This is a genomic window from Parahoeflea halophila (assembly GCF_900220985.1).
GTDB lineage: Bacteria > Pseudomonadota > Alphaproteobacteria > Rhizobiales > Rhizobiaceae > Hoeflea > Hoeflea halophila.
In genome coordinates this window covers 105,482-128,071 of sequence record NZ_OCPC01000005.1, presented here as the reverse complement: position 1 = coordinate 128,071, position 22,590 = coordinate 105,482, and the positions used below count along the sequence as shown (strand labels likewise).

The following is a 22,590-nucleotide window of genomic DNA, read 5'->3' as shown; positions in this document are numbered from 1 at the left end:
TCGACTGTCGAGAAAAAGCTCGCATACTGTTTGCGGGTCGTGCAGTTGAACACTTGGTCGGGCAGGAGGCTCCGTCCGGCAGATCAAATTCCTTGGGAGGACTACATGAAATCGATTATCCATCTTCTGGCCGGATCGGCCATTGCGCTCACCATGTCGACGGCGGCTATTGCCAAGGACATGAAGATTGGCGTGTCCTGGTCGAACTTTCAGGAAGAGCGCTGGAAGACTGACGAAGCCGCAATGAAGGCAGCGATCGAAGCCGCCGGCGATACCTATGTTTCGACCGATGCACAGTCGTCCGCTGCCAAGCAGCTCTCCGACATCGAGAGCCTGATGGCCCAGGGTGTCGACGCACTTATCGTTCTCGCGCAGGATACCCAGGCGATCATTCCCGCCGTTCAGGCCGCTGCCGACGAGAACGTGCCGGTTATCGCCTATGACCGGCTGATCGAAGACAGCCGTGCCTTCTATCTCACCTTCGATAATGTCGAGGTCGGCCGCATGCAGGCCCGTGCGGTTCTCGCCGCTGCGCCAAAGGGCAACTACGTCATGATCAAGGGCTCGCCCACTGATCCGAACGCCGACTTCCTGCGTGGCGGCCAGCAGGAAGTCCTGCAGTCGGCCATTGATGCCGGTGACATCACGATCGTTGGCGAGGCCTACACCGATGGCTGGCTTCCGGCCAATGCCCAGCGCAACATGGAACAGATCCTGACCGCTGAAGACAACAAGGTCGATGCTGTCGTGGCGTCCAATGACGGCACTGCCGGTGGTGCTGTTGCCGCCCTGACTGCTCAGGGCATGGAAGGCATTCCGGTATCGGGCCAGGACGGTGACCACGCTGCGCTCAACCGCGTTGCCAAGGGTACGCAGACCGTCAGCGTCTGGAAGGATGCGCGCGCACTTGGCAAGGCTGCCGGCGAAATCGCTGCACAGCTGGCCAGCGGCACGGCGATGGCTGACATTGAAGGCGCTACCGAATGGACGTCGCCTTCCGGCACCACGATGACGGCGATGTTCCTGGCGCCAGTTCCGATCACCAAGGACAATCTCGCGACTGTCGTTGATGCCGGTTGGATCAGCCAGGAAGATCTGTGCCAGGGCGTGTCGGGCGGTCCGGCTCCCTGTAACTAAGACGTCACCTTCGTTGCAAATCAAGTAAGTGGTGTCCCCAGTCTTCATGATTGGGGACACAGCTTTACTTTAGATCCGGAAAACGGTCATGACCGATACGCCCACTGCTGCGAGCGCGCCGCCTAAGCCGCGAAATTTTTTCTCCGCCCTTGAAGTAGACACACGATTGCTCGGTATGATCGGCGCTTTCGTGGTGATCTGCCTGGTCTTCAATTTCCTCACAGACGGGCGTTTCATGACGCCGCGTAACCTCTTCAATCTGACCATCCAGACCGCTTCGGTTGCCATCATGGCGACAGGCATGGTGTTCGTGATCGTTACACGAAACATCGATCTGTCGGTGGGCTCGCTGCTGGCGACCTGCTCGGCAATGATGGCGATGACCCAGACATGGTTCGTTCCCGACTGGCTTGGCCTGGGTCTCAACAATCCCGCCACCATGCCGATAGCCGTCGTGGTCGGCATCCTGACGGGTTTGCTCATCGGCGCCTTTCAGGGCTGGCTGATCGGCTATCTGGCGATACCGGCCTTCATTGTCACACTCGGTGGCTTCCTGATCTGGCGCAACGTGGCCTGGCATCTGACCAAGGGGCAGACCATCGGCCCGCTCGACGAGAATTTCCAGCTGTTCGGCGGCATCAACGGCACGCTTGGCGAGACGTGGAGCTGGGTTTTCGCCGCCCTTGCCGTTGCGGGCTCGTTCTACGCGCTGATCCAGTCGCGACGCACAAAGATCGCGCACGAATTCCCGGTCAAGCCGGTGTGGGCGGAAGCGCTCATCGGGGCGATCATTGCTGCAACGATTATCGGCTTCGTCGCGATCCTCAACGCATACGAGATTCCGGCAGCACGGTTGCAGCGAATCTATGAGGCACGCGGCGAGGTGCTGCCGGAAGGCGTCGTCGAGGGCTACGGTATCCCGATCTCGGTGTTGTTGCTGATCCTGATCGTCATTGTGATGACCATCGTTGCGCGGCGCACCCGGCTCGGACGCTATATTTTCGCGACCGGCGGCAATCCGGAAGCTGCGGCACTGGCGGGCATCAACACGCGTCTGCTGACGGTCAAGGTCTTCGCCATCATGGGCATGCTTTGTGCCATCGCGGCCATCGTCGCCTCGTCCCGCCAGACCTTTCACTCCAACGACATCGGCACGCTGGATGAACTGCGGGTGATCGCGGCGGCCGTCATCGGCGGCACGGCCCTTGCGGGCGGCATGGGAACGATCTACGGCGCCGTGCTCGGTGCCCTAATCATGCAGAGCCTGCAATCGGGCATGGCCATGGTCGGTGTCGATGCGCCCTATCAGAACATGGTTGTCGGCTCCGTTCTCGTTCTCGCCGTCTTCCTCGATATCCTCTACCGCCGTCGCACAGGAGACCGGACATGACCGCTCCGCTTGTTGAAATGCGCGACATGGTGAAATCCTTCGGCGGCATCAAGGCCGTGGACCATGTCTCGATTGATCTATATCCCGGTGAAGTGGTCGGCGTGCTCGGCCACAACGGTGCCGGCAAATCCGTGCTGATGAAGATGTTGTCGGGCGCATTGCCGCGCGATGGTGGCGAGATCTACATCAATGGCGAAAAGGCAGAGATCGACAATCCGCGTGACGCGCGGAATTACAAGATTGAAACCATCTACCAGTACCTCGCGCTTGCCGACAATCTGGACGCTGCGTCGAATCTGTTTCTCGGGCGCGAGCTCATCAGCCAGACCGGCTTTGTCGACGATGCCTTGATGGAAGCAGAGACCCGCAAGATCCTTGCTCGTCTCAATCCCAATTTTCGGCGCTTCCACACGCCGGTGTCGGGACTGTCGGGGGGGCAGCGTCAGTCCGTTGCGATTGCGCGGGCTGTCTACTTCAATGCCAAGATCCTTATCATGGATGAACCGACCGCTGCACTTGGCGTGCAGGAGACCCAGATGGTTGCCGAACTCATCGAACAGTTGAAGTCGGAGGGGATTGGCATTCTGCTGATCGATCACGACATCCATCAGGTGAAGATGCTCTGCGACCGGGCCAACGTGATGAAGAACGGTCAGCTCGTCGGAACCGTCAAGGTGGATGAGGTCAGCGAGGACGACATGCTCGGCATGATCATCGCGGGCAAGTGCCCGCCCAACGCGATACCGGGACCGGGCGCTCTTCAGAACGCCTGACAGACTACAAAGCCGGGGCATTTTGCCCCGGCTTTTTTGTTGCGTCGCCGCATTCTCATTTCAGGTGTCTCAGTGAGGGGAACGCGAGATTCCTATTAAATTAAGATATATCAATAGGTTAGAAAAGTTTATCGGATGATAAATTTTTTCGAATTCTCCTATTGCAATGCAGCATGAACTGCTCCATATATAGATCAACGCCACGCCGAACTCCTCCTCCTCCCAATTCGGCATGGCAGTAGTCGGGGCGACAAGGCCGGGATCCTCCTCCCAAGCACCGGTCCGAACGCCACGACAAAGTACAAACGCCTGCCTGGCTCTGCCGGGCAGGCGTTTTGTTTTTCAGTTGATGGTTCCGCAATCCCATTCAGGCCGTGGCGTCGGTCGCCGGGGCGCCGGGCTGCGTGAGGTCTCAGGTCTTGCCCGGAAAGAACTGGGCCCTGTGGTCCTGGGCAACGGCTGAGATATAATCAGCCACAGTGCGGACGCGTGCCAGATCGCGGGCAGATTCATGATAGACCATGAAATATGAGCGGCCAATGCAATGCTCCGGCAACACACGGACCAGCTCAGGATCCAGCCCGGCGATATAGTCGTGCAGCACGGCGATGCCGGCTCCCGACCTGACCGCTTCGGTTTGACCGGTCGCACTTGAAATCTCGAACTGCGCCGTCCAGTTCCGCAGGATCTCGCGGGTAAACTGCAGCGACGGTGAGAAGATCAGGTCTTCCACATAACTGATCAACCGGTGCTGTTTGAGATCATCGGCGCTCTGCGGAGTACCGTGCTGATCAAGATAGGTTCGCGAAGCGTAGAGCGACAGCGAGTAATCCACGAGCTTTCGCGCCACCAGCCGGCCCTCGGCGGGGCGCTCGACGGTAATGGCGATATCGGCCTCGCGCTGCGGCAGCGAGAAACTCCGTGGAACCGGCACCAGCTGCAGCCGCAAGTCCGGATGTTTCGCGATCAGCGCGCCGAGCCTGGGCGCCAGAAACGACACCCCGAACCCGTCCGGCGCGCCGATCCGCACGGTGCCTGAAATGGCGCTGTCGGTGCGTCCCAGATTTGCCTGCGCCGCAAGCATCTCCGCTTCCATGCGCTCGGCATGGGCGAGAAAGGCTTCGCCTTCTCCTGTCAGCCCGCACCCGTTGGTGCGGCGGACGACCAGTTGGGCGCCGAGCGCCGTCTCGAGCGAAGTGATGCGACGTGCGGCGGTGGCATGGTTGATCCCGAGCCGCCGGGCAGCGGCGAGGATCTGTCCGGACCGGGCGACAGCGAGAAAGACCCTGATGTCATCCCAGTTCATAGCTGACTATCCAAACACTACGGTCTTGTGGCCGTTGAGCATGACGCGCGACTCGACATGCATCTTGACAGCGCGAGCCAGAACCCGGGCTTCGATATCGCGCCCAGCGGCAACGAAATCATCGGCAGTCATCGCGTGAGAAACACGCTCGGTTTCCTGCTCGATGATCGGGCCTTCATCGAGATCGGCCGTGACATAATGCGCTGTCGCGCCGATCAGCTTGACGCCCCGCTCATGTGCCTGGTGGTAGGGCTTGGCACCCTTGAAGCTCGGCAGGAAGGAGTGGTGAATATTGATCACCTTTCCGAACAGGCGGCGCGACAGCTTGTCTGAGAGGACCTGCATGTAACGTGCCAGGATCACCAGATCGGCGCCGCTCCCGGTGACGAGGTCAAGAAGCTTTTCTTCCTGCTCGGCCTTGGTGTCCTTCGTCACTGGCAGGTAGTGATAGGGAACACCCTCGATCTCCGCAGTGCGGCGGCTGTCTTCGTGGTTGGAGACGATTGCCACCACTTCGGCGTCAAGCCAGCCAACCCGGATCTGATAGAGAAGGTGCAGCATCGCGTGATCGAATTTCGACACCATGATGATGATTTTCGGCCGCTTGGCGACGGTGTTGATATCCAGTCGCATCTCGAACCTGGCTACCGGTGCCTGCAGTGCCCGCTTGACGGATTCGGCATCGACTCCGTCGGGTGTCTCGATCGCGATCCGCATGAAGAACCGGTTGGTCTGGCGATCCCAGAACTGGCCGGATTCAGCGATATTGGCACCGATCGCCGCCAGTTCTGTCGTGATCGCGGCAACGATGCCGGGCTGATCAGCACAGGCAATGGTGATGACAAAATGCGGCTGCGCCATGGATGTCTCCGGATTCGAATTAACGTGGTGTCGACCACAATCCGGCGGATTTGCCGTATCCATCCGGGACGGTCAACCCCGCCCCGGATTTGCTAGTAAGTCCAGACCATAGTGGGCAATCTTTACATGCCGCACTGCCTGAGAGTGCTCAAGCGCCTGAAGCGACATGTCCTTGCCGCGGCCCGACTGCCTGACGCCGGCAGTGATTGTCTCTTTGACCGGAAAAAAATGGTTTGGCGTCATCCTGGATGGACGCGATGTCTGTTTGGCTGATTGTTTCAGGCCGATTCAACGGCTGTAGCCGGTCATTGCTTGCTGGGGCAACTACAGAAGAATGGTTCAGGCTCCCGCCTCGGACATTGAGAAACCTGGTGATTTCGCCATTTCGACACAAGAGAGCCATGGTTCATCACGGATAGGCTCAGCGATCGCAGCAATCTGAACGCCACAGTGGGGGTGGCCGTGACGATGAGCTTGTGAATGCCTTGTCCAGTGCGAAATGGCGGTTGGAAATGTCTAGACAGCACACAGACCCAGGAGGGTCGTCGAAAGCCGCCAGCCGCTCTCAAACAGTGCGGGGAGCTTTAGAGCCCGGAAGTTTCGATACTCTGCAGGCACTCGGCCGGATAATAGGGCCAATGCGCCTTGTCGCACGAATTGGCGGATTCGATCCCGGAACTCACGAGCCTGACATTGCGGTCGATACCCGGTTTGGCGACCAGCGGATCAAGCGTGTGGCTTTCAGCGTTAGCGCTGGAAACAGGCGCCGCATAAGACATCAGCACTGGTTCGGTTGCGCCGTTGAGAAGGTGCACTCCATCCGCGTCGGCCGCAATCGAGGCGGCGCCCAGAGCGAGGATAGATGCGGATATGAGAACAATCTTTTTCATGCCTTATCAACGCCGCACCACCGCCTTGGTTCCCTTCGGCAATAGCGATCGTCAGCGACGGATCAGGGCGGTCGCTTGTGTGTCGTTGGTGGATCTACCGCTGGTTTATGACATCAGAACCACGGGGATTCTGATGATCTTGGGCGGATCCTGCTCGAGACGCCGCCGGCACCAGTGGGGGCCCGCGCGGCCCGCGGGCAGGTGACTGCCGGAATTACGCAAAGCAACTTTCTTGCCCCGCCCCGTTTCTTCTTGCTGCAATCTGCTTTATGAGGAACGCAAAGCCGTTGCCGGATGAACACCCCGCACGGCGCCCGAACCAGCGGGCCCAAACACAAAGTCCGAAAGATCCGAAATGACAGACCATGAGACCATCCAGCCGGCGATCGCCCGGGCTCTGGAAAAACGCGGCTATGACAAGCTCACCCAGGTGCAGCAAGCCGTACTCGCGCCCGAACTGCGCGACGCCGACCTGTTGGTGTCGGCCCAGACCGGATCGGGCAAGACCGTAGCCTTCGGGATCTCGCTCGCGCCGACCCTGTTGGGTGACGAGGAAATCCTGCCGCAGGCCGAAGCCCCGCTGGCGCTGTGCATTGCACCGACCCGCGAACTCGCGCTGCAGGTCGAGCGCGAGCTGGCCTGGCTTTATGGCGAAGCCGGCGCCCGAATCGCCACCTGCGTGGGTGGCATGAACATGACGACCGAACGCCAGACTCTCAGACGCGGCGCCCACATCGTCGTCGGAACACCCGGTCGCTTGCGTGACCATATCGACCGCGGTTCCCTGGATCTCTCGGCCATGCGTGCCGTTGTACTCGACGAAGCCGATGAAATGCTTGATCTCGGTTTCCGGGAAGATCTGCAGTTCATTCTCGATGCCGCACCCGATCAGCGCCGCACCTTGATGTTTTCGGCAACCGTGCCGTCAGGAATTGCCAATCTGGCCAAACGCTACCAGAACAAGGCTGTCCGGGTGACCACCGCCGGTGAGCAGAAGCAGCACCTCGATATTGAATACCGGGCGCTGACCGTGGCGCCGAAGGACCGCGAAAATGCCGTCATCAACGTGCTGCGCTATTACGATGCCAAGAACGCCATCGTGTTCTGCTCCACCCGCGCCACCGTCAATCATCTGACCGCGCGGTTTTCCAACCGCGGATTTTCGGTCGTCGCCCTGTCGGGCGAATTGAGCCAGAACGAGCGCACTCACGCGCTTCAGGCCCTGCGCGACGGCCGCGCCAAGGTGTGTGTCGCGACTGATGTTGCCGCCCGCGGTCTCGATCTGCCGGATCTCGAACTGGTCATTCACGCGGACCTGCCCAAGAACCAGGAAGCCCTGCTGCACCGTTCCGGCCGCACCGGCCGTGCCGGGCGCAAGGGTGTCTCCGCCCTTATCGTGCCTTACAACGCCCGCCGCCGCACGGAGCGCCTGCTCAATGATGCGCGCATCACTGCAAACTGGGACCGTCCGCCATCGGCTGACGAGATTCTGGCGCGCGATGACGAACGCTTGATGGCGGACCCTTCGTTTGAAGCCGACATCGCAGAAGAAGAGGCCAAGATGGTCGCGGCCCTGCTGGAAAAGCACGGTCCGGAAAAAGTCGCGGCAGCGCTGGTTCGCCAGCACCGCGCCGGCCGTTCTTCGCCCGAGGAACTCAATGATGCGGGGCCCGTCTCGGCTCCGGGCGGAACCTATCCCGAGCGTGCCCCCCGCGGGGAGCATGCACCGATCGAGGATGCAGTCTGGTTCTCCCTCTCGCTGGGTCGCAAACAGTCGGCCGAGCCGCGCTGGCTGCTGCCGATGATTTGCCGCGCCGGCGACATCACCAAGGCCGACATTGGCCAGATCAAGATCCACGACCTTGAAACCTACGTCGAGATCGCCGGTGCTGCCGCCAAGAGGTTCGAGGCCGCCATCGGTTCAAGCGGAAAGATAGAAAAGAATGTCGCGGTCACGCGCCTCGACGGTGTGCCGGCCATGCCCGCCCGTTCACCGCGTCCACCACGCGTCCGAGACGGTGATTTCGCTCCTGCCGGCCGCAGCGAACGCGGCTCTCAACGCGATGAGGACGACCGTTCTGGGGAAAAGCGCAAACCCGACTACGCCAGGAAGCGTCCGTTCACCGGCGGCAGGAAACGCGATGATCGTCCGCCACGCGACAATCCCTATGCAGACCGCAAACCCTCAAAGCGTGACGACATTCCGGCCGGTGCAACGCCGGGTGTCTGGCCCTATGACGATGTGGCGCCAGCAGCCAAGGACGCCCCATCGCGGCCCCATGGCAAGGACAAGAAGCCCAAGCGCGACAAGGCTGACTTCAAACCAGGTTCCAAGGCCGCAGCGAAGCCTGCCAAGCCCCATCGCAAAGGCCAGCCGGCAGACCCGGCCAAGGCCGGGTCGTCAGCTGATGGCGGCAAGGGCGGACTGAAGCGCAAGCCGAAATCCTGATCCAGGCTCCGTTCATATCAACTGTTTTGAATCCATCGATGCAAAATTGGCGCTGATGCGATCATCGACAGCATCAGCGCCGTTTGCACTTTCCGGTATGGCATGGAGCCGCCGGGTTCTGCCGACATGAGGCACCTTGGATCCGCAAATACTCGGCCGAGGAAGTGGTTTGAGTGTGTTGTGTAGTCGCCGGGTCTACACTGTCAGTTGAAGTCGCGGTTTCGGCGGGCTTTTTTCGGTCTTCCCGCTGTATTCTTCTGCGGTTTGTTTTCCCATTCTTAACGAAAGCATGCCTAAGGTTCGGCTTGGGAAAGGGCATTGCCCATGCATGATGCGTTTCCCATCGCGGGGTTTCTCCGCAATCGGCACATGCAAGCTTTGGATAAGGTGCCGCGTTTAATACTATTCAACCGGTCCGGCCGGGACCGCCGATGAAAGGCGTTGATACGCCCAGTCGCGGTATGGCTAACTTGACGCGAGGACAAGATGAACGAGACTCAAACCGGCAATAAGACTTCAGGTCTTGAAATTATTTCGTTTTTCCTCGGCGAGCAGGTGTTCAGCGTGAACATCATGTCGGTCAGGGAAATTCGCGGCTGGGCCCCAGCCACGCCGCTGGCCCACGCACCGAGCCATGTTCTCGGGGTCATCAACTTGCGTGGAACGGTCATTCCGGTCATCGACATGGCGCTGCGGCTTGGCCTTGAAGCCATCGACCCGACTGAACGCTCGGCGATCATCGTTGCCAGCATCCGCGGTCAGCTGGTCGGTCTTCTGGTCGACAATGTGTCCGACATGGTCACCGTCAGCGAAGATGAAATCCAGTCGGTGCCCGAAGTCGGCGCCACCGAAGTCCAGCGCATGACGACTTCCATCATCGCCAAGGACAAGCAGATGATCTCGCATCTCGATCTTGATTCCCTGCTTGACGAAGAAGGCGAACTCGCCGCCTGACACCGGTCAGAACGGCCGCTGTCAGCACCTTACAATGCTACTGTTTCGAACGGGCGTTTCGGGTCAATCCGCAGCGCCCGTTCTCACGTTTAGCGAGCGTGTCTCTGCCAGTTGCGGCGCCTCACCGATTACAAGAAAATTACGATTGGTTTCTGGATGCGCTGCATCATGAACGGTGGACATGGTCTGTCGGGCCATGCATGCTGGCCCGTGTCGAAAGGCCGCCCGATCAACGGATAAAACACATGTCGATTCTGGCAAGCGTACATCATCTGACCCACTACAAATACGATCGTCCGGTCACGCTCGGTCCGCAGGTTATCCGCCTCAGGCCGGCGCCACACAGCCGCACTCGGGTGGTCTCCCATTCGCTCAAGGTCAGTCCGGAAAAACACTTCGTCAATTACCAGCAGGACCCCTATGGCAACTGGCTGGCGCGCTATGTCTTTCCTGATCCTGTAACCGAATTCAGGATCGAAGTGGACCTGGTCGCGGACATGACGGTCTACAACCCCTTCGATTTCCTCGTCGAAGAAACGGCGGAGAAATGGCCGTTCAGCTATCCCGAAGAGATCGCGCCCGACTTGGTGATCTACCAGACACCGGAGGCTGCAGGCCCTCGACTGCAGGCGTTCATGGACAGCATCCCACGCGATGAAACCGGCACCGTTGATTTCGTCGTCGGACTCAATGCCCGTCTGGCCAACGAGATTGGCTACGTCATCCGTATGGAGCCCGGGGTTCAGACGCCGGAAGAAACCTTCGAGACCGGCAAGGGGTCGTGCCGTGACACCAGCTGGCTCCTGGTGCAGGTGCTCAGGCATCTTGGGTTTGCCGCCCGCTTCGTGTCAGGCTACCTGATCCAGCTCAAACCCGATCTGGTTGCCATCGACGGACCGGCCGGCACTGACCATGATTTTACCGATCTTCACGCCTGGGCCGAAGTCTACCTTCCCGGCGCAGGCTGGATCGGTCTCGACCCGACATCAGGGTTGCTCACCGGCGAGAGCCACATTCCGCTGGCCGCCACACCGCATTACCGAAATGCCGCACCTATTTCCGGGCTTGCCAGCTTCGCCGAAGTCGATTTCGCCTTCGATATGCGTGTCGACCGGATGGCCGAGCATCCGCGCATCACCAAACCTTTCAGCGAGGAATCCTGGGCTGCCCTCGATGCGCTCGGGCAGGAGATCGACACCAAGCTCGAGGCTGGCGATGTCAGGTTGACGATGGGTGGCGAACCGACCTTCGTCTCGATCGATGATTTCGAGAGCGCGGAGTGGAACACCGCAGCCGTCGGGCCGCAAAAGCGCGAAGCTGCCGACAAGCTGATCCGCAGGTTGCGCAACCGCTTCGCCCCGGGCGGCTTCCTGCATTACGGGCAGGGCAAATGGTATCCCGGCGAAACACTGCCGCGCTGGACCTTTTCGCTTTACTGGCGCCGCGACGGCAAGCCGATCTGGAACAATCCCGAGCTCATCGCCGATGAGGGCAAGGACACAGGGCAAGCGACACCTGAGACCGCAAACAAGCTTCTGGCCGGCATCGCCGGCAATCTCGGTATTACCGACGATCATGTGGTCCCGGCCTACGAAGACCCGGCGGAGTGGATCGTCAAGGAAAGCAAACTTCCCGACAATGTAACGCCTGAGAACTCCAAGCTCGAAGACGCCGAAGAGCGTCATCGCATTGCCACCGTGTTTTCCCGCGGTCTTGCAAAACCTTCCGGCTTCGTACTGCCGGTGCAGCGCTGGCAGTCAAAGGCGGCAGGAAAGGGCTGGCGTTCAGAAAAATGGAAAACCCGGCGCGGGCATGTGTTCCTGGTTCCAGGTGACAGCCCGGTGGGTTATCGCCTGCCGCTCGGCTCGCTGCCCTATGTGCCGCCCTCGTCCTATCCCTTCGTCAATCCCTCGGACCCGACGGATCCCAAGGGCGATTTGCCGGATCTGGCAGCCAAGGCGCTAAAGGACGCGCTGGCCGATTCCAGGGCCGCGGATGCGGCGTCCCAGCCGCGCGCCCAGTTTACAGCCGCCGAGGCCACTCAGCAGCGGGTCGAGCAGACCGTCAGCGATCTGGACGGTGCCGTTCGTACCGCGATTTCCGTCGAGCCGCGTGGTGGCCGCCTGTGCGTGTTCATGCCACCGGTCGAAAAGGTGGAGGACTATCTCGAACTGGTGTCGGCAGCCGAAGTGGCAGCCGACCGGCTCGGCTTCAAGGTCCACATCGAGGGCTACGCTCCGCCGCATGATCCGCGCCTCAACGTTATCCGGGTCGCACCCGATCCGGGCGTCATAGAGGTCAACGTCCACCCGGCCGGAAGCTGGGAGGAGTGCAAGGCCATTACCGAAGGAGTATACGAAGAGGCGCGCCAGACCCGTCTCGGCGCCGACAAGTTCATGATCGACGGCCGTCACACCGGCACTGGCGGCGGCAACCATGTGGTCGTCGGCGGCGCAACACCGCTCGACAGCCCGTTCCTGCGGCGACCGGATCTCCTGGCCAGCCTGATCCTGCACTGGCAGCGCCATCCAAGCCTCTCCTACCTGTTTTCGGGCCTGTTCATAGGACCCACAAGCCAGGCGCCCCGCATTGATGAGGCCCGTCATGACGGACTCTACGAGCTCGAGATGGCGCTTGAACAGATCCCGCACCCCGATGCCGGCGAACCGCCCTTGCCTTGGCTCGTCGACCGGCTGTTGCGCAACCTGCTGACCGATGTCACCGGCAACACCCACCGCGCCGAAATCTGCATCGACAAGCTCTACTCCCCCGACGGGCCGACCGGCCGGCTCGGCCTGGTTGAGTTCCGCGGTTTTGAAATGCCGCCCGAACCGCGCATGAGCCTGGCCCAGCAGGTGCTGATCCGCGCTCTCGTTGCCCGCTTCTGGCAGAAGCCGGCCAAGGGACGGTTCACCCGCTGGGGTACGGCACTGAACGATCGTTTCATGCTGCCGCATTTCATCTGGGAAGATTTTCTCGACGTGCTGCGCGATCTGCGGGACCACGGCTTTGACCTGCGCTCCGAGTGGTATGAAGCCCAGGCCGAGTTTCGCTTTCCGTTCTGCGGCGAGGTTGAGTACGAGGGCGTCAAGCTCGAACTGCGCCAGGCACTCGAACCCTGGCATGTGCTCGGCGAGACCGGCGCCATCGGCGGCACGGTGCGTTACACCGACAGCTCGGTCGAGCGACTCCAGGTCAAGCTCGAAACCGCTGATCCGTCACGCTACATGGTCACCTGCAACGGACGCCCGATGCCGCTGGCCGCTACGGGCAAGACCGGAGCTTCGGTTGGGGCTGTCCGCTACAAGGCTTGGCAGCCGGCGCTAGCGTTGCATCCGGTGCTGCCGGTCAATGCACCGCTAACCTTTGATATCTTTGACAGCTGGTCCGGCAAGCCGCTGGGCGGCTGCGTCTATCACGTCGCCCATCCCGGTGGCCGCAGCTACGACACCTTCCCGGTTAATGGCAACGAGGCGGAAGCCCGGCGTCTTGCCCGCTTCGAACATCGTGGTCACACACCTGGCGCATCCATGCCGGTGCCGGAGACGCCGCATCCGGAGTTTCCCTTCACTCTCGATCTGCGCCGCAAGCCGGGGATCTGACCGGTGCCTGACCAAGCAGCGATCCGGAACCCGGATCGTCCCTCATTGTTGGCGGGCTACGCCACGGTACCAAACGTTCCCGATGAACTGGTGCGCGAGGACGGCAGCATCCGGTCGGAATGGCTCAGTCTGATCTCCCATCTCGACAGGCTGAGCGCCGACGAGCGGGAACGTGCCTTCGCCCGCGGCGCGCAATATTTGCGCGATGCCGGCGTTTTCGTTCGTCACTATGGCGAAGACAACAATCCGCGCGACTGGCCGCTGAGCCCCATCCCGGTGATCCAGCCGGCGAGCGAATGGCAGGCGCTGGGCAAGGCCCTGGCGGAGCGCGCCGAGTTGCTCGAAGCAGTGGTGGCGGACCTCTACGGCGAAAACCGGTTGGTCAGCCAGGGTCATCTGCCTGCCAGTCTTGTCGCTTCCAATCCGGAATGGCTGCGCCCGCTCATCGGGGTGAAGCCGGCATCCGGGCATTTTCTGCATTTCCTCGCTTTTGAAATCGGCCGTGGACCCGACGGAGCATGGTGGGTTCTGGGCGACCGGACCCAGGCCCCCTCGGGCGCTGGATACGCGCTGGAGAACAGGGTCGCCTCGCTGCGCGCCTTTCCCGGCTTCTACGGCGGTTCCGATGTTGAACGTCTTGTAACCTTCTTTCGCGGTTTCCGCGACGGGCTCAACGCAATGCGCCGCGAGGAAGGCAGCCGGGTAGGGATCCTGACTCCGGGTCCCATGAACGAGACCTATTTCGAGCACGCCTATATCGCCCGCTATCTCGGGATGATGCTGCTCGAGGGGGACGATCTGGTAGTCGACGACGGCAAGCTGATGGTGCGCACCGTTTCCGGGCCGAAACCCATCAGCGTGCTCTGGCGCCGCATGGATGCCGCCTGGTCCGACCCGCTGGAACTCGAGGCAAATTCGCGTCTGGGCACGCCTGGCCTGCTCGGGGCGGTTCGCTCTGGTGAGGTGACAATGATCAATGCGCTGGGCGTCGGGATCATTGAAAGCCGCGCCTTTCAGGCTTTCATGCCACGCCTGTCCGAGGTTCTGCATGGCAGGCCGCTAAGCATTCCGAATGTTGCGACCTGGTGGTGCGGCGGTGAGGCGGAGCGCGACTACGTTCGCGCGAATGCGGCAAACATGATGATAGGCTCGGCCATTTCCACGCGCCTGCCGTTGGAACCCGAACCGGGCGCCGTGCTCAGGGGCGACATGTCCGATATCGGTCTGGATCTCGACACCTGGCTGGCCAGCGAAGGCCGCAACCTTGTCGGCCAGGAACTGGTATCCCTGTCAACGACACCAACTTGGGAAGAGGGCCAGCTCAAGCCCAGGCCGATGCGGATCCGCGTCTTCATGGCGCGCACGCGCGAGGGCTGGAAGCTGATGCCCGGTGGCTTTGCCCGTTTGGCATCCAGCGATCAGGATTCCTCGGCGGTCTCGCTGCGCAGCGGCGGAACGGTTGCCGATGTCTGGATCGTCTCGGACAAGCCGGTGACGGAAGATACCATGCTCAGCCACACCGACGAGGTCTTTGTCCGGTCGGCGCCGGGCCTGCTGCCGAGCCGCGCTGCAGACAACCTGTTCTGGCTTGGGCGCTACGTCGAACGTGCGGAAGGACAAATGCGTCTGACCCGGGCCTATATGAGCAGGCTGCCGGAAACGCCAGCCGGAGGCACCCCGCTGATGACCCGGCTTGAAGCCTATCTCGGCAAGCATGGTCTCGACAGTGCGGAAGCGCTTCCCCCCGCTCTCGAACGCACCCTTGCGGCCGCTGTCAACGCCGCTAGCCAGGTCCGCGACCGCTTTTCCGTCGATGCCTGGGCCTCGCTGACAGATCTTGAGAGGACGGTTGGCAAGATGCGCCAGACCGTCGTTCGCGGCGACGACGCAGCCTCTGCAATGGGTGTGCTTTTGCGCAAGATCACCGGGTTTTCCGGTCTGGTGCATGACAACATGTACCGCTTCAGTGGCTGGAGATTCCTGACCATTGGACGCTCACTGGAGCGCGCTATCGCCATGGCGGATCTGCTCGGCAGCTTTGCCGAGCGCTCAGGTCCGCATGGCGGGTTTGAACTCTGTGTTGAAGTCGGCGACAGCGTCATGAGCCATCGCAGGCGTTACCCTATTACGGCTAGCCGCGAAACCGTGGTCGACCTGCTGGCGCTTGACCCGCTCAACCCGCGGTCGATCGCGTTTCACATCGATGAGATCCGGGATCAGGTCAGCCTGTTGCCCAGAGCGGATGTGAATGGGCAGCTCTCCACTCTCTCCAGGGCGGTGCTGCGTATTCAGGCCGATCTGTCGGTACACACGCCCCAAAGCCTGGATCAAGCCAAACTCACGGAGCTGGGGCAGGCGATCGGGCTGCTGACCAATGACCTTCACGCCCAGTTTCTGGAATGAGAGCGATGCTCTACGACATCAAGCTGGTGATCGACTACACGTTTCAGACCCCGGCCGCCGGTGCGCGCCAGATCCTGCACGCCATGCCTGCGACACTTCCCGGGCGCCAGCGTTTGATCGCAGGCAGCATCGAGATCGATCCACAGCCGGCCATGCGCCGGGACAGGGATGATTTCTTCGGCAACAGGCTCACTGAGCTGGCCTTCAATGAACCGCACAACAACATAGAGATTACGCTCAAGGCGAGGGTCGAGGTAACCGGCAGCACGGCAGCTCGATCAGCCTCGGTCGAGCTTCGCGAACTGGCGCGATCACTTGAGGCCGAAACGGATCTGGGTGCGCGATCGCCGCTGCATTTCCTTGCAGCCTCGCCCTATGCGGGACCGGATCATGCGATTGCCAAGTGGGCGCGGGCGCAGGTGTCCGATGGTCAAGCCTGCGCAAAGATAGTTGCGGATCTTGGCCAGTCGCTGCATGGCGAAATGCGCTTTGACGCGGAGGCAACCACCGTTGACACGCCCGCGGCCGAGGCTTTTGCCGCCCGTCACGGCGTCTGCCAGGATTTCACTCACATCATGATCATCGCGCTCAGGAGCCTTGGGATTCCCGCGGGCTATGTCAGCGGCTATCTGCGCACACTGCCGCCGCCCGGACAGGAGCGGCTTGAAGGTGCCGATGCCATGCATGCGTGGGTGTCCGCGTGGTGCGGGCCGGGCGTCGGCTGGGTCGAATATGACCCGACCAACGCCACCTTTGCAGCCGGCCATCACATCGTCGTTGCCCATGGCCGCGATTACGCCGATGTGGCGCCGGTACGGGGCGCCATCCGCACCGCAGGCACGCAGACAAGCAATCAATCCGTCGATGTCGTCCCGGTCGGCGAATAAACGAACCCTATCCGTCCACGTAAGCTACACTCAGCGGCCGCGGATACGGGGGTCGAGCGCGTCGCGCAGCCCGTCACCGATATAGTTGACGCTCAACACGGTCAGCGAAATCGCCAGTCCCGGCCAGAATACCCGCTCCGGGTACTGCTGCAGGTAATCGACGGCGTCAAACAGCAAACGGCCCCAGGTCGGAAAGTCCGGAGGGAAACCGAGCCCGAGGAACGAGAGCGCCGACTCCGTGATGATCGCCGTCGCAATCCCGAGCGTTGCCGAGACCATGATCGGCGAGAGCACGTTCGGCAGGATGTGGCGCAGGATCATGCGCCGCGACGGTGTTCCGATCGAACGCGCAGCGAGCACGAATTCACGTTCCTTCAGCGCCAGAACTTCGCCGCGCACGATGCGCGCGGTCTGCATCCAGCTGGTGATTCCGATCGCCGAGACGATCAGGATGAAGGTGCCCGTTTCGGGACCAAAACTGCGCGACAGGCTTTCGCGGAACAACATCACCATGACCAGCAACAACGGCAATAGCGGCAGTGCAAGGAACAGGTCCGTCAGCCCCATGAGGGCGCCGTCGAGCCTGCGGAAGAAACCCGAAACAACCCCGATCAGTGTTCCCAACAATACGCTGATCGCCATGGCGGTCAGGCCAACGGCGATCGACACCTGGCCTCCCGCCATCATGCGCGCCAGGATATCCCGCCCCAGTTGGTCCGTACCAAAGGGATGCGCCAGCGAAGGCCCCGAGTTCCGCGCCCTGATGTCGATGAATGTCGGTTCGATGGGCCACAACAGCGGCCCAAGGGTTACTGACAGCACGATGAACAGAAACACGGCGGCCCCGAACAAGGCACCCTTGTGGGTCTTGAACTGATCCCAGACGTCCCACCATTGCGATCGCGCTGAGGTGTCCTTGGCAACGGGCTCGAGAGGTGTGTCAGTCATAGCGGATCCTCGGATCAAGCAGGCCGTACAGCACGTCGGCGATGAGATTGCACAGCACGATCAGCACCGCGAAGATGAAGGCCAGCGTCTGCACCATGGGCAGGTCATTGGCGTAGATGGCGGTAATCAGCAACTGCCCCAATCCGTTCACCTTGAAGATCTGCTCGGTGATAATTGCGCCGCCGAAGATCGAGGGAATGCCGAGTGCGATAACCGTGATCACCGGGATCATCGAGTTGCGCAGCACATGCACCAGCAGCACCACCTTCTCGGTCATTCCCTTGGCCCGCGCGGTGCGGACATAATCATGGTTGAGATTGTCGAGCATGGAAGCGCGCATGAACCGTGACAGCTGCGCGGTGGTCTGGAGTGCCAGCACCATCACCGGCAATGTCATCTGCCGGATCTGCTGACCAAAACTCTCGAAATCATCGACCACCAGCGTGGTGTCGTAGATCGACGGGAACCAAGGCAGCATGATTGCAAAGAAAACGATCATCAGCACGCCCGAGAAGAACGGCGGCACCGAAAATCCGATCATCGAGACGAATGTGCCGATCTGATCGAACCAGGAATATTGCTTGTAGGCCGAAATGATGCCGATCGGCACCGCGATCAGGACGCCGACAAGATAGGCAAGTCCGACAACCCAGAGGGTCTGCGGGATGCGCTGAATGATGATGTCGAACACCGGCGAGCGGAACTGCCACGAGACGATGCGCTGCATGCCTTCGGAGAAATTGGTGCCGATCACCCAGTCGACAAAGACCAGGGGTTCGACCCAGAAGAACTGCTTGGCCCACAACAGATAGCGGACATAGGCGGGGGAATCGAGGCCCAGCGCATCGCGCATCTTCTGCCGCACTTCCGGCGGGATGCTCAGCGGCTGGTTGGCCAGCGGATCACCCGGGGCCAGGTCCAGAAGCAGGAATATGATCAGACTGATGAGCACAAGCGTCGGTATCGCCAACAACAATCGTCGGAATATAAAGGTCAGCATGGGCGACGCCTCGGTTCAGCAGTATGGCGCGGGGATTGGCGGGCAGAGGGGAATGGCCCCGCCGAAACGGGACCATTCGCTGTCTGCATTACTTTACGCGGTACCAGTCCGCAGCGTTCCAGAGCTCGGAATCCCAGGTGTTGAGCACAACACCGCCGAGGCTGTTAGAATGGGCCGAGACGCGGCCACGATCGACCAGCGGCACGATTGTCATCGAGTCCTTGGTCAGCATGTCGTTGAGCTTCTTGGCGATTTCGGCGCGCTTGGAGATTTCGCCGGTCTTGCCGAGTTCTGCGACGAGCTCGTCATAGGCGGCGTCGCAGAAGCGGTTGATGTTTTCGCCCTGCCACTGCGTTTCGGGCCGCGGAGCCTTCTCGCAGCTATACTGGCCGAGATACTGCTCCGGGTCAGTGCCGTCGAAGTTGTTGGCGTACATTTCCACGTCCGAGTAGAACTTCTGGAAGGTGTCCGGCGAGGCCGGATCGCCACCGAAGAACACGGATGCGTCGATGTTCTTCAGTTCAGTTTCCACACCGATTTCGGACCACCACTGCTTGATCAGCGCCTGGAAGTCCTGGCGCACGGCATTGGTCGATGTCTGGTAGAGCAGCTTGAGCTTCCTGCCGTCCTTTTCACGCACGCCATCTGCACCTACGGTCCAGCCGGCTTCCTCGAGCAGCGCCTTCGCACCTTCCACATCCTGCGTCAGGCAGTCGGTGTTGTCGGATGCAAAGATTTCCGGTGCAGGCACCAGGTTGCAGGTCGGGCGGCCGGCCTGGCCGTAACCGATTTCGACCAGCAGGTTGCGGTCGATCGCCATCGACAAGGCGCGGCGAACTCTTTCATCCGACAGGATCGGATGCGGGTGCTTTGCCGTTGCCCGCTCGCCTTCCGGCAGGTCCGGCGACGGATCGGTCATGTTCATCTCGATGCGCTCGACCAGGGTCCCGAAACCGGAGATCGGCGTACCCTTGCCGCCTTCGGCCATCTTGGCGATCACGTCGGGCGCCAGCTGCAGGTTCCAGGCGTAGTCGAATTCGCCGGTTTCCATCACGGCGCGGCCGGCGGCTGCAGCGTCGCCGCCACCCTTGAAGGTCAGCGTCGCAAATGCCGGCTTGGCCGGGTCGCGGTAGTTTTCATTGGCCTTCATGGTGATGACGTCGTTCGGCTTGAAGTCGGTGACGACGAAGGGGCCGGTGCCGATCGGGCCGAAGTTGGCTGCGGTGCATTCCTGGGCTTTGGCGCCAAGGCAGTCTGCGAACTGTGCCTTCTGGATGATCGGCGATTGCGCGCCAACGAATGCAGCGTAGGGAACAGGCTTCGGGCCGGTAAAGTTGACGATCACCGTCAGGTCGTCCGGGGTCTCGACGCTGGCGACACCGTCGAACTTGGCGCTCTGGGCGCAGCCGCCGTCAGGCGCCATGCAGTAATCGGCGGTAAACTTGACGTCTGCCGAAGTGAAAGGCGTACCGTCAGACCACTTGATGCCATCCTTGAGCTTCCAGGTGATCGAGGTAAGGTCTTCGGCAACACCACCGTTCTCGACCGTCGGGATCTCGTCAACGAGCCAGGGTACCAGGCTGCCGGTCTCGTCAAAACGGGCCAGCGGCTCGACGATCAGCGATGCGGATTCGATATCCTTGGTGCCGCCCGAGAGATAAGGGTTGAGGATTGATGGCGCCTGCCAGTAGATGATCTTGACCTCGCCGTCCGAGCCTCGCTCGGCGTGTGCGACAGGTGCAATCGCCATCGCGGCGACGGCGCCCATCAGAAGTGCTTTGAGTTTCATGGCTGTCTCCTTGTTGATTTTTATTGGTTTGTTATGTCGCCGGCGGTTGGTTCCGCGGTCGTTTGCATGCTCTCGGAATACAGATGGCAAGCCACTTGTCTTCCTTCTCCGAAGTCGCGGACAGCGGGTTCGATCTGCCGGCAGATATCCATGACTTTGGGGCATCTGGTTGAAAAGTTGCAGCCCTTGGGCGGGTTGGACGGCGAGGGCACATCGCCCTGCAGCACGATTGGCTTGCGATGCCGTTCCGATTCCGGATCGGGCTCCGGCACGGCTGAAAGCAGCGCCTGTGTGTAGGGGTGCAGCGGGTCGGCAAACAGCGCTTCCCGGGATGCGACTTCGACGATCCGGCCCAGATACATCACCGCGACGCGGTCGGCGATGTGGCGAACCATCGACAGATCGTGGCTGATGAACAGGTAAGTCAGGTCCAGCCGTTCCTGGAGTTCCTCGAGCAGGTTGACCACCTGTGCCTGGATCGACACGTCAAGCGCTGCGATCGGTTCGTCGCAGACGATGAATTTGGGGTTGAGCGCCAGTGCCCGGGCAATGCCGATGCGCTGCCGCTGGCCGCCGGAAAACTCGTGCGGATAGCGCTTGGCGAATTCCCGGTTGAGGCCTACCCAGTCCATCAATTCGTAGATCCGTGCGAGCCGCTCGTCCGGGGACAGTTTCATATGCTCGTCCAGCGGCTCGCCAATGATGCTGGCCACCGTCATCCGTGGATTGAGGCTTGCCTGCGGATCCTGGAAGATCATCTGCATCATTGGCCGCTTGGAGCGCAGGCTGTCGCGGTGGACATGGGCAATCTCGAAACCGTTGATCTCAACGGTTCCGCCGGTCACGTCGTAAAGCCGCAGGACCGATCGCCCGACGGTGGATTTTCCGCAGCCGGATTCGCCGACCAGTCCAAGTGTCTCGCCCGGCAGAATGTCGAAGCTGACCCCGTCCACGGCCTTGATGTCGCCGACATGGGTCCGGAACAGCCCCGCATGGATCGGAAAATACATTTTCAGATCCCGCACCTTGACGAGCGGTTTGGCGTCTTCGACTTCAGCCATTCACGGCCTCCGGCTCTTGCGTTGGGGCCTTGTCCAGCAGGAAACAGGCCGCGCGATGGCCAGGTGCCGATACGCTGCGCAGCTTGGGATTTTCCTCTGAGCATCGGTCGAACGCATATTTGCACCGGTTGCGGAACGAGCAGGCGACGGGCGCGCCATACATGATCGGTGGCTGACCCTCGATCACCTGAAGCTTCTCTTCGCGGGGGCCGCGAACGGCGGGCACCGTCTTGAGAAGAGCCTGGGTATAAGGGTGCTGCGGGTCGCGGAAGATCTCACCGACCGGGCCTTCCTCGACCACCTGGCCGGCATACATCACCATCACCCTGTCGGCGATACCGGCGATGACGCCCAGATCATGCGTAATCCAGATAATCGCCATCCCCAGCTTCTGGCGCAGTTCCTTCACCAGTTCGATGATCTGCGCCTGAATGGTGACGTCTAGCGCCGTGGTCGGCTCGTCGGCGATCAGCACCTGCGGATCGCAGGCAAGCGCTATGGCAATCATCACGCGCTGGCGCATGCCGCCCGAAAACTGGTGCGGATAATCCTTGAGCCGGCGCTCCGCGTCGGGGATGCCGACAAGTTGCAGAAGTTCGATCGACCGTTTCCTGGCCTGTGCCTTGGACATGCCAAGATGCGCCCGCAACGGCTCCGCCAGCTGGAAGCCTACCGTGTAGACCGGATTGAGCGATGTCATCGGGTCCTGAAAGATGAACCCGATCTTGGAACCGCGTACCTTGCGCAGTTCCTCCGGACTGATCTTGAGCAGGTCCTGACCATCAAACATCACTTTTCCGTCCCGCATCTCCGCAGGCGGAGAGGGCAGGAGCCGAAGCAACGACATCATGGTCACGGATTTTCCGGACCCGCTTTCCCCGACGACGCCGAGCAATTCCCCCGGGCGCAGATCGAAGTCGACGGAGTTGACCGCGTGCACTTCACCGCCTCGGGTGCGGAAAACCGTTTTAAGCCCTTCAACATCCAGAATTGGCATGGCCGTGTCTGGCATTTTGTACCCCTCGGGAGATGTTTTCCCGTTATTTTTGTTGCCGGTCTGATCTTGCGACGCCGGTGGTGCATACTATTGACCAATTTCCCTCAGGTTGACCAGTGGGGTTTTTCAGTTTGAGCGATAAC

Annotated in this window: 16 protein-coding genes; 8 read left to right on the top strand and 8 right to left on the bottom strand. The window is 61.0% G+C overall.

Going from position 1 to position 22,590, the window contains the following annotated elements; all coding sequences use genetic code 11:
* Positions 1-105 precede the first annotated feature (105 nt).
* The 3 genes from xylF (at position 106) to CRO46_RS15990 (ending at position 3,300) form a co-directional block, all read left to right on the top strand.
* Positions 106-1,137, top strand: coding sequence for a D-xylose ABC transporter substrate-binding protein (gene xylF, locus CRO46_RS16000; protein ID WP_097108811.1), 1,032 nt, complete (start codon positions 106-108; stop codon positions 1,135-1,137).
* A gap of 88 nt (positions 1,138-1,225) precedes the next feature.
* The gene (locus tag CRO46_RS15995) at positions 1,226-2,527 is read left to right on the top strand and encodes a sugar ABC transporter permease (protein WP_097108810.1); all 1,302 of its coding nucleotides are present in this window, start codon (positions 1,226-1,228) and stop codon (positions 2,525-2,527) included.
* Positions 2,524-3,300, top strand: a complete 777-nt coding sequence (locus CRO46_RS15990) for an ATP-binding cassette domain-containing protein (RefSeq protein WP_210421534.1) — start codon at positions 2,524-2,526, stop codon at positions 3,298-3,300. The genes CRO46_RS15995 and CRO46_RS15990 overlap by 4 nt, the downstream gene beginning before the upstream one ends.
* 412 nt (positions 3,301-3,712) lie before the next feature.
* Here CRO46_RS15990 and CRO46_RS15985 read toward each other — a convergent pair whose 3' ends face one another.
* The 3 genes from CRO46_RS15985 to CRO46_RS15975 all read right to left on the bottom strand — a co-directional run bounded on the left by CRO46_RS15985 (position 3,713) and on the right by CRO46_RS15975 (position 6,357).
* On the bottom strand, positions 3,713-4,606 hold the full coding sequence (locus CRO46_RS15985; RefSeq protein WP_097108809.1) for a LysR family transcriptional regulator: 894 nt from the start codon (positions 4,604-4,606) through the stop codon (positions 3,713-3,715).
* A gap of 6 nt (positions 4,607-4,612) precedes the next feature.
* A complete protein-coding gene (purU, locus tag CRO46_RS15980) occupies positions 4,613-5,467 on the bottom strand; it encodes a formyltetrahydrofolate deformylase (protein WP_097108808.1) in 855 nt (284 codons plus the stop codon).
* Positions 5,468-6,051: 584 nt separating this feature from the next.
* Entirely contained in the window at positions 6,052-6,357 is a 306-nt protein-coding gene (locus CRO46_RS15975; RefSeq protein ID WP_097108807.1) for a hypothetical protein, read from the bottom strand.
* 355 nt (positions 6,358-6,712) lie between these two features.
* Here CRO46_RS15975 and CRO46_RS15970 point away from each other — a divergent pair, with 355 nt between their 5' ends.
* From CRO46_RS15970 to CRO46_RS15950, 5 genes are all read left to right on the top strand, one after another.
* Positions 6,713-8,806, top strand: coding sequence for a DEAD/DEAH box helicase (locus tag CRO46_RS15970; RefSeq protein WP_097108806.1), 2,094 nt, complete (start codon positions 6,713-6,715; stop codon positions 8,804-8,806).
* 486 nt (positions 8,807-9,292) lie between these two features.
* A complete protein-coding gene (locus tag CRO46_RS15965; RefSeq protein ID WP_097108805.1) occupies positions 9,293-9,760 on the top strand; it encodes a chemotaxis protein CheW in 468 nt (155 codons plus the stop codon).
* Positions 9,761-10,005: 245 nt separating this feature from the next.
* Entirely contained in the window at positions 10,006-13,362 is a 3,357-nt protein-coding gene (locus CRO46_RS15960; RefSeq protein ID WP_097108804.1) for a transglutaminase family protein, read from the top strand.
* Between the two features lie 3 nt (positions 13,363-13,365).
* Positions 13,366-15,765: a circularly permuted type 2 ATP-grasp protein gene (locus CRO46_RS15955; protein WP_097108803.1), complete on the top strand. Its 2,400-nt coding sequence runs from the start codon at positions 13,366-13,368 to the stop codon at positions 15,763-15,765.
* A gap of 5 nt (positions 15,766-15,770) precedes the next feature.
* Positions 15,771-16,652 carry a transglutaminase family protein gene (locus CRO46_RS15950; RefSeq protein WP_097108802.1) on the top strand — a complete coding sequence of 294 codons (882 nt, stop codon included), beginning with the start codon at positions 15,771-15,773 and terminating at the stop codon, positions 16,650-16,652.
* Positions 16,653-16,682: 30 nt separating this feature from the next.
* On the opposite strand, the gene CRO46_RS15945 is transcribed toward CRO46_RS15950, so the two are convergent.
* From CRO46_RS15945 to CRO46_RS15925, 5 genes are all read right to left on the bottom strand, one after another.
* Positions 16,683-17,600 carry an ABC transporter permease gene (locus CRO46_RS15945; RefSeq protein WP_097108801.1) on the bottom strand — a complete coding sequence of 306 codons (918 nt, stop codon included), beginning with the start codon at positions 17,598-17,600 and terminating at the stop codon, positions 16,683-16,685.
* The gene (locus CRO46_RS15940) at positions 17,593-18,600 is read right to left on the bottom strand and encodes an ABC transporter permease (RefSeq protein WP_097108800.1); all 1,008 of its coding nucleotides are present in this window, start codon (positions 18,598-18,600) and stop codon (positions 17,593-17,595) included. Before CRO46_RS15940 ends, CRO46_RS15945 begins: the two co-directional genes overlap by 8 nt.
* A gap of 88 nt (positions 18,601-18,688) precedes the next feature.
* Entirely contained in the window at positions 18,689-20,389 is a 1,701-nt protein-coding gene (locus tag CRO46_RS15935) for a peptide ABC transporter substrate-binding protein (protein WP_097108799.1), read from the bottom strand.
* Positions 20,390-20,409: 20 nt separating this feature from the next.
* The gene (locus CRO46_RS15930; protein WP_097108798.1) at positions 20,410-21,450 is read right to left on the bottom strand and encodes an ABC transporter ATP-binding protein; all 1,041 of its coding nucleotides are present in this window, start codon (positions 21,448-21,450) and stop codon (positions 20,410-20,412) included.
* The gene (locus CRO46_RS15925) at positions 21,443-22,462 is read right to left on the bottom strand and encodes an ABC transporter ATP-binding protein (protein WP_097108797.1); all 1,020 of its coding nucleotides are present in this window, start codon (positions 22,460-22,462) and stop codon (positions 21,443-21,445) included. The genes CRO46_RS15930 and CRO46_RS15925 overlap by 8 nt, the downstream gene beginning before the upstream one ends.
* Between the last annotated feature and the right edge of the window lie 128 nt (positions 22,463-22,590).

Excerpts from the sequence above, each read along its gene's own strand:
- CRO46_RS15995 (WP_097108810.1), top strand. The coding sequence starts at position 1,226 with ATGACCGATACGCCCACTGCTGCGAGCGCGCCGCCTAAGCCGCGAAAT.
- CRO46_RS15975 (WP_097108807.1), bottom strand. The coding sequence starts at position 6,357 with ATGAAAAAGATTGTTCTCATATCCGCATCTATCCTCGCTCTGGGCGCC.
- CRO46_RS15965 (WP_097108805.1), top strand. The coding sequence starts at position 9,293 with ATGAACGAGACTCAAACCGGCAATAAGACTTCAGGTCTTGAAATTATT.
- purU (WP_097108808.1), bottom strand. The coding sequence starts at position 5,467 with ATGGCGCAGCCGCATTTTGTCATCACCATTGCCTGTGCTGATCAGCCC.
- CRO46_RS15930 (WP_097108798.1), bottom strand. The coding sequence starts at position 21,450 with ATGGCTGAAGTCGAAGACGCCAAACCGCTCGTCAAGGTGCGGGATCTG.
- xylF (WP_097108811.1), top strand. The coding sequence starts at position 106 with ATGAAATCGATTATCCATCTTCTGGCCGGATCGGCCATTGCGCTCACC.
- CRO46_RS15940 (WP_097108800.1), bottom strand. The coding sequence starts at position 18,600 with ATGCTGACCTTTATATTCCGACGATTGTTGTTGGCGATACCGACGCTT.
- CRO46_RS15970 (WP_097108806.1), top strand. The coding sequence starts at position 6,713 with ATGACAGACCATGAGACCATCCAGCCGGCGATCGCCCGGGCTCTGGAA.
- CRO46_RS15945 (WP_097108801.1), bottom strand. The coding sequence starts at position 17,600 with ATGACTGACACACCTCTCGAGCCCGTTGCCAAGGACACCTCAGCGCGA.
- CRO46_RS15960 (WP_097108804.1), top strand. The coding sequence starts at position 10,006 with ATGTCGATTCTGGCAAGCGTACATCATCTGACCCACTACAAATACGAT.
- CRO46_RS15950 (WP_097108802.1), top strand. The coding sequence starts at position 15,771 with ATGCTCTACGACATCAAGCTGGTGATCGACTACACGTTTCAGACCCCG.
- CRO46_RS15990 (WP_210421534.1), top strand. The coding sequence starts at position 2,524 with ATGACCGCTCCGCTTGTTGAAATGCGCGACATGGTGAAATCCTTCGGC.
- CRO46_RS15925 (WP_097108797.1), bottom strand. The coding sequence starts at position 22,462 with ATGCCAGACACGGCCATGCCAATTCTGGATGTTGAAGGGCTTAAAACG.
- CRO46_RS15985 (WP_097108809.1), bottom strand. The coding sequence starts at position 4,606 with ATGAACTGGGATGACATCAGGGTCTTTCTCGCTGTCGCCCGGTCCGGA.
- CRO46_RS15935 (WP_097108799.1), bottom strand. The coding sequence starts at position 20,389 with ATGAAACTCAAAGCACTTCTGATGGGCGCCGTCGCCGCGATGGCGATT.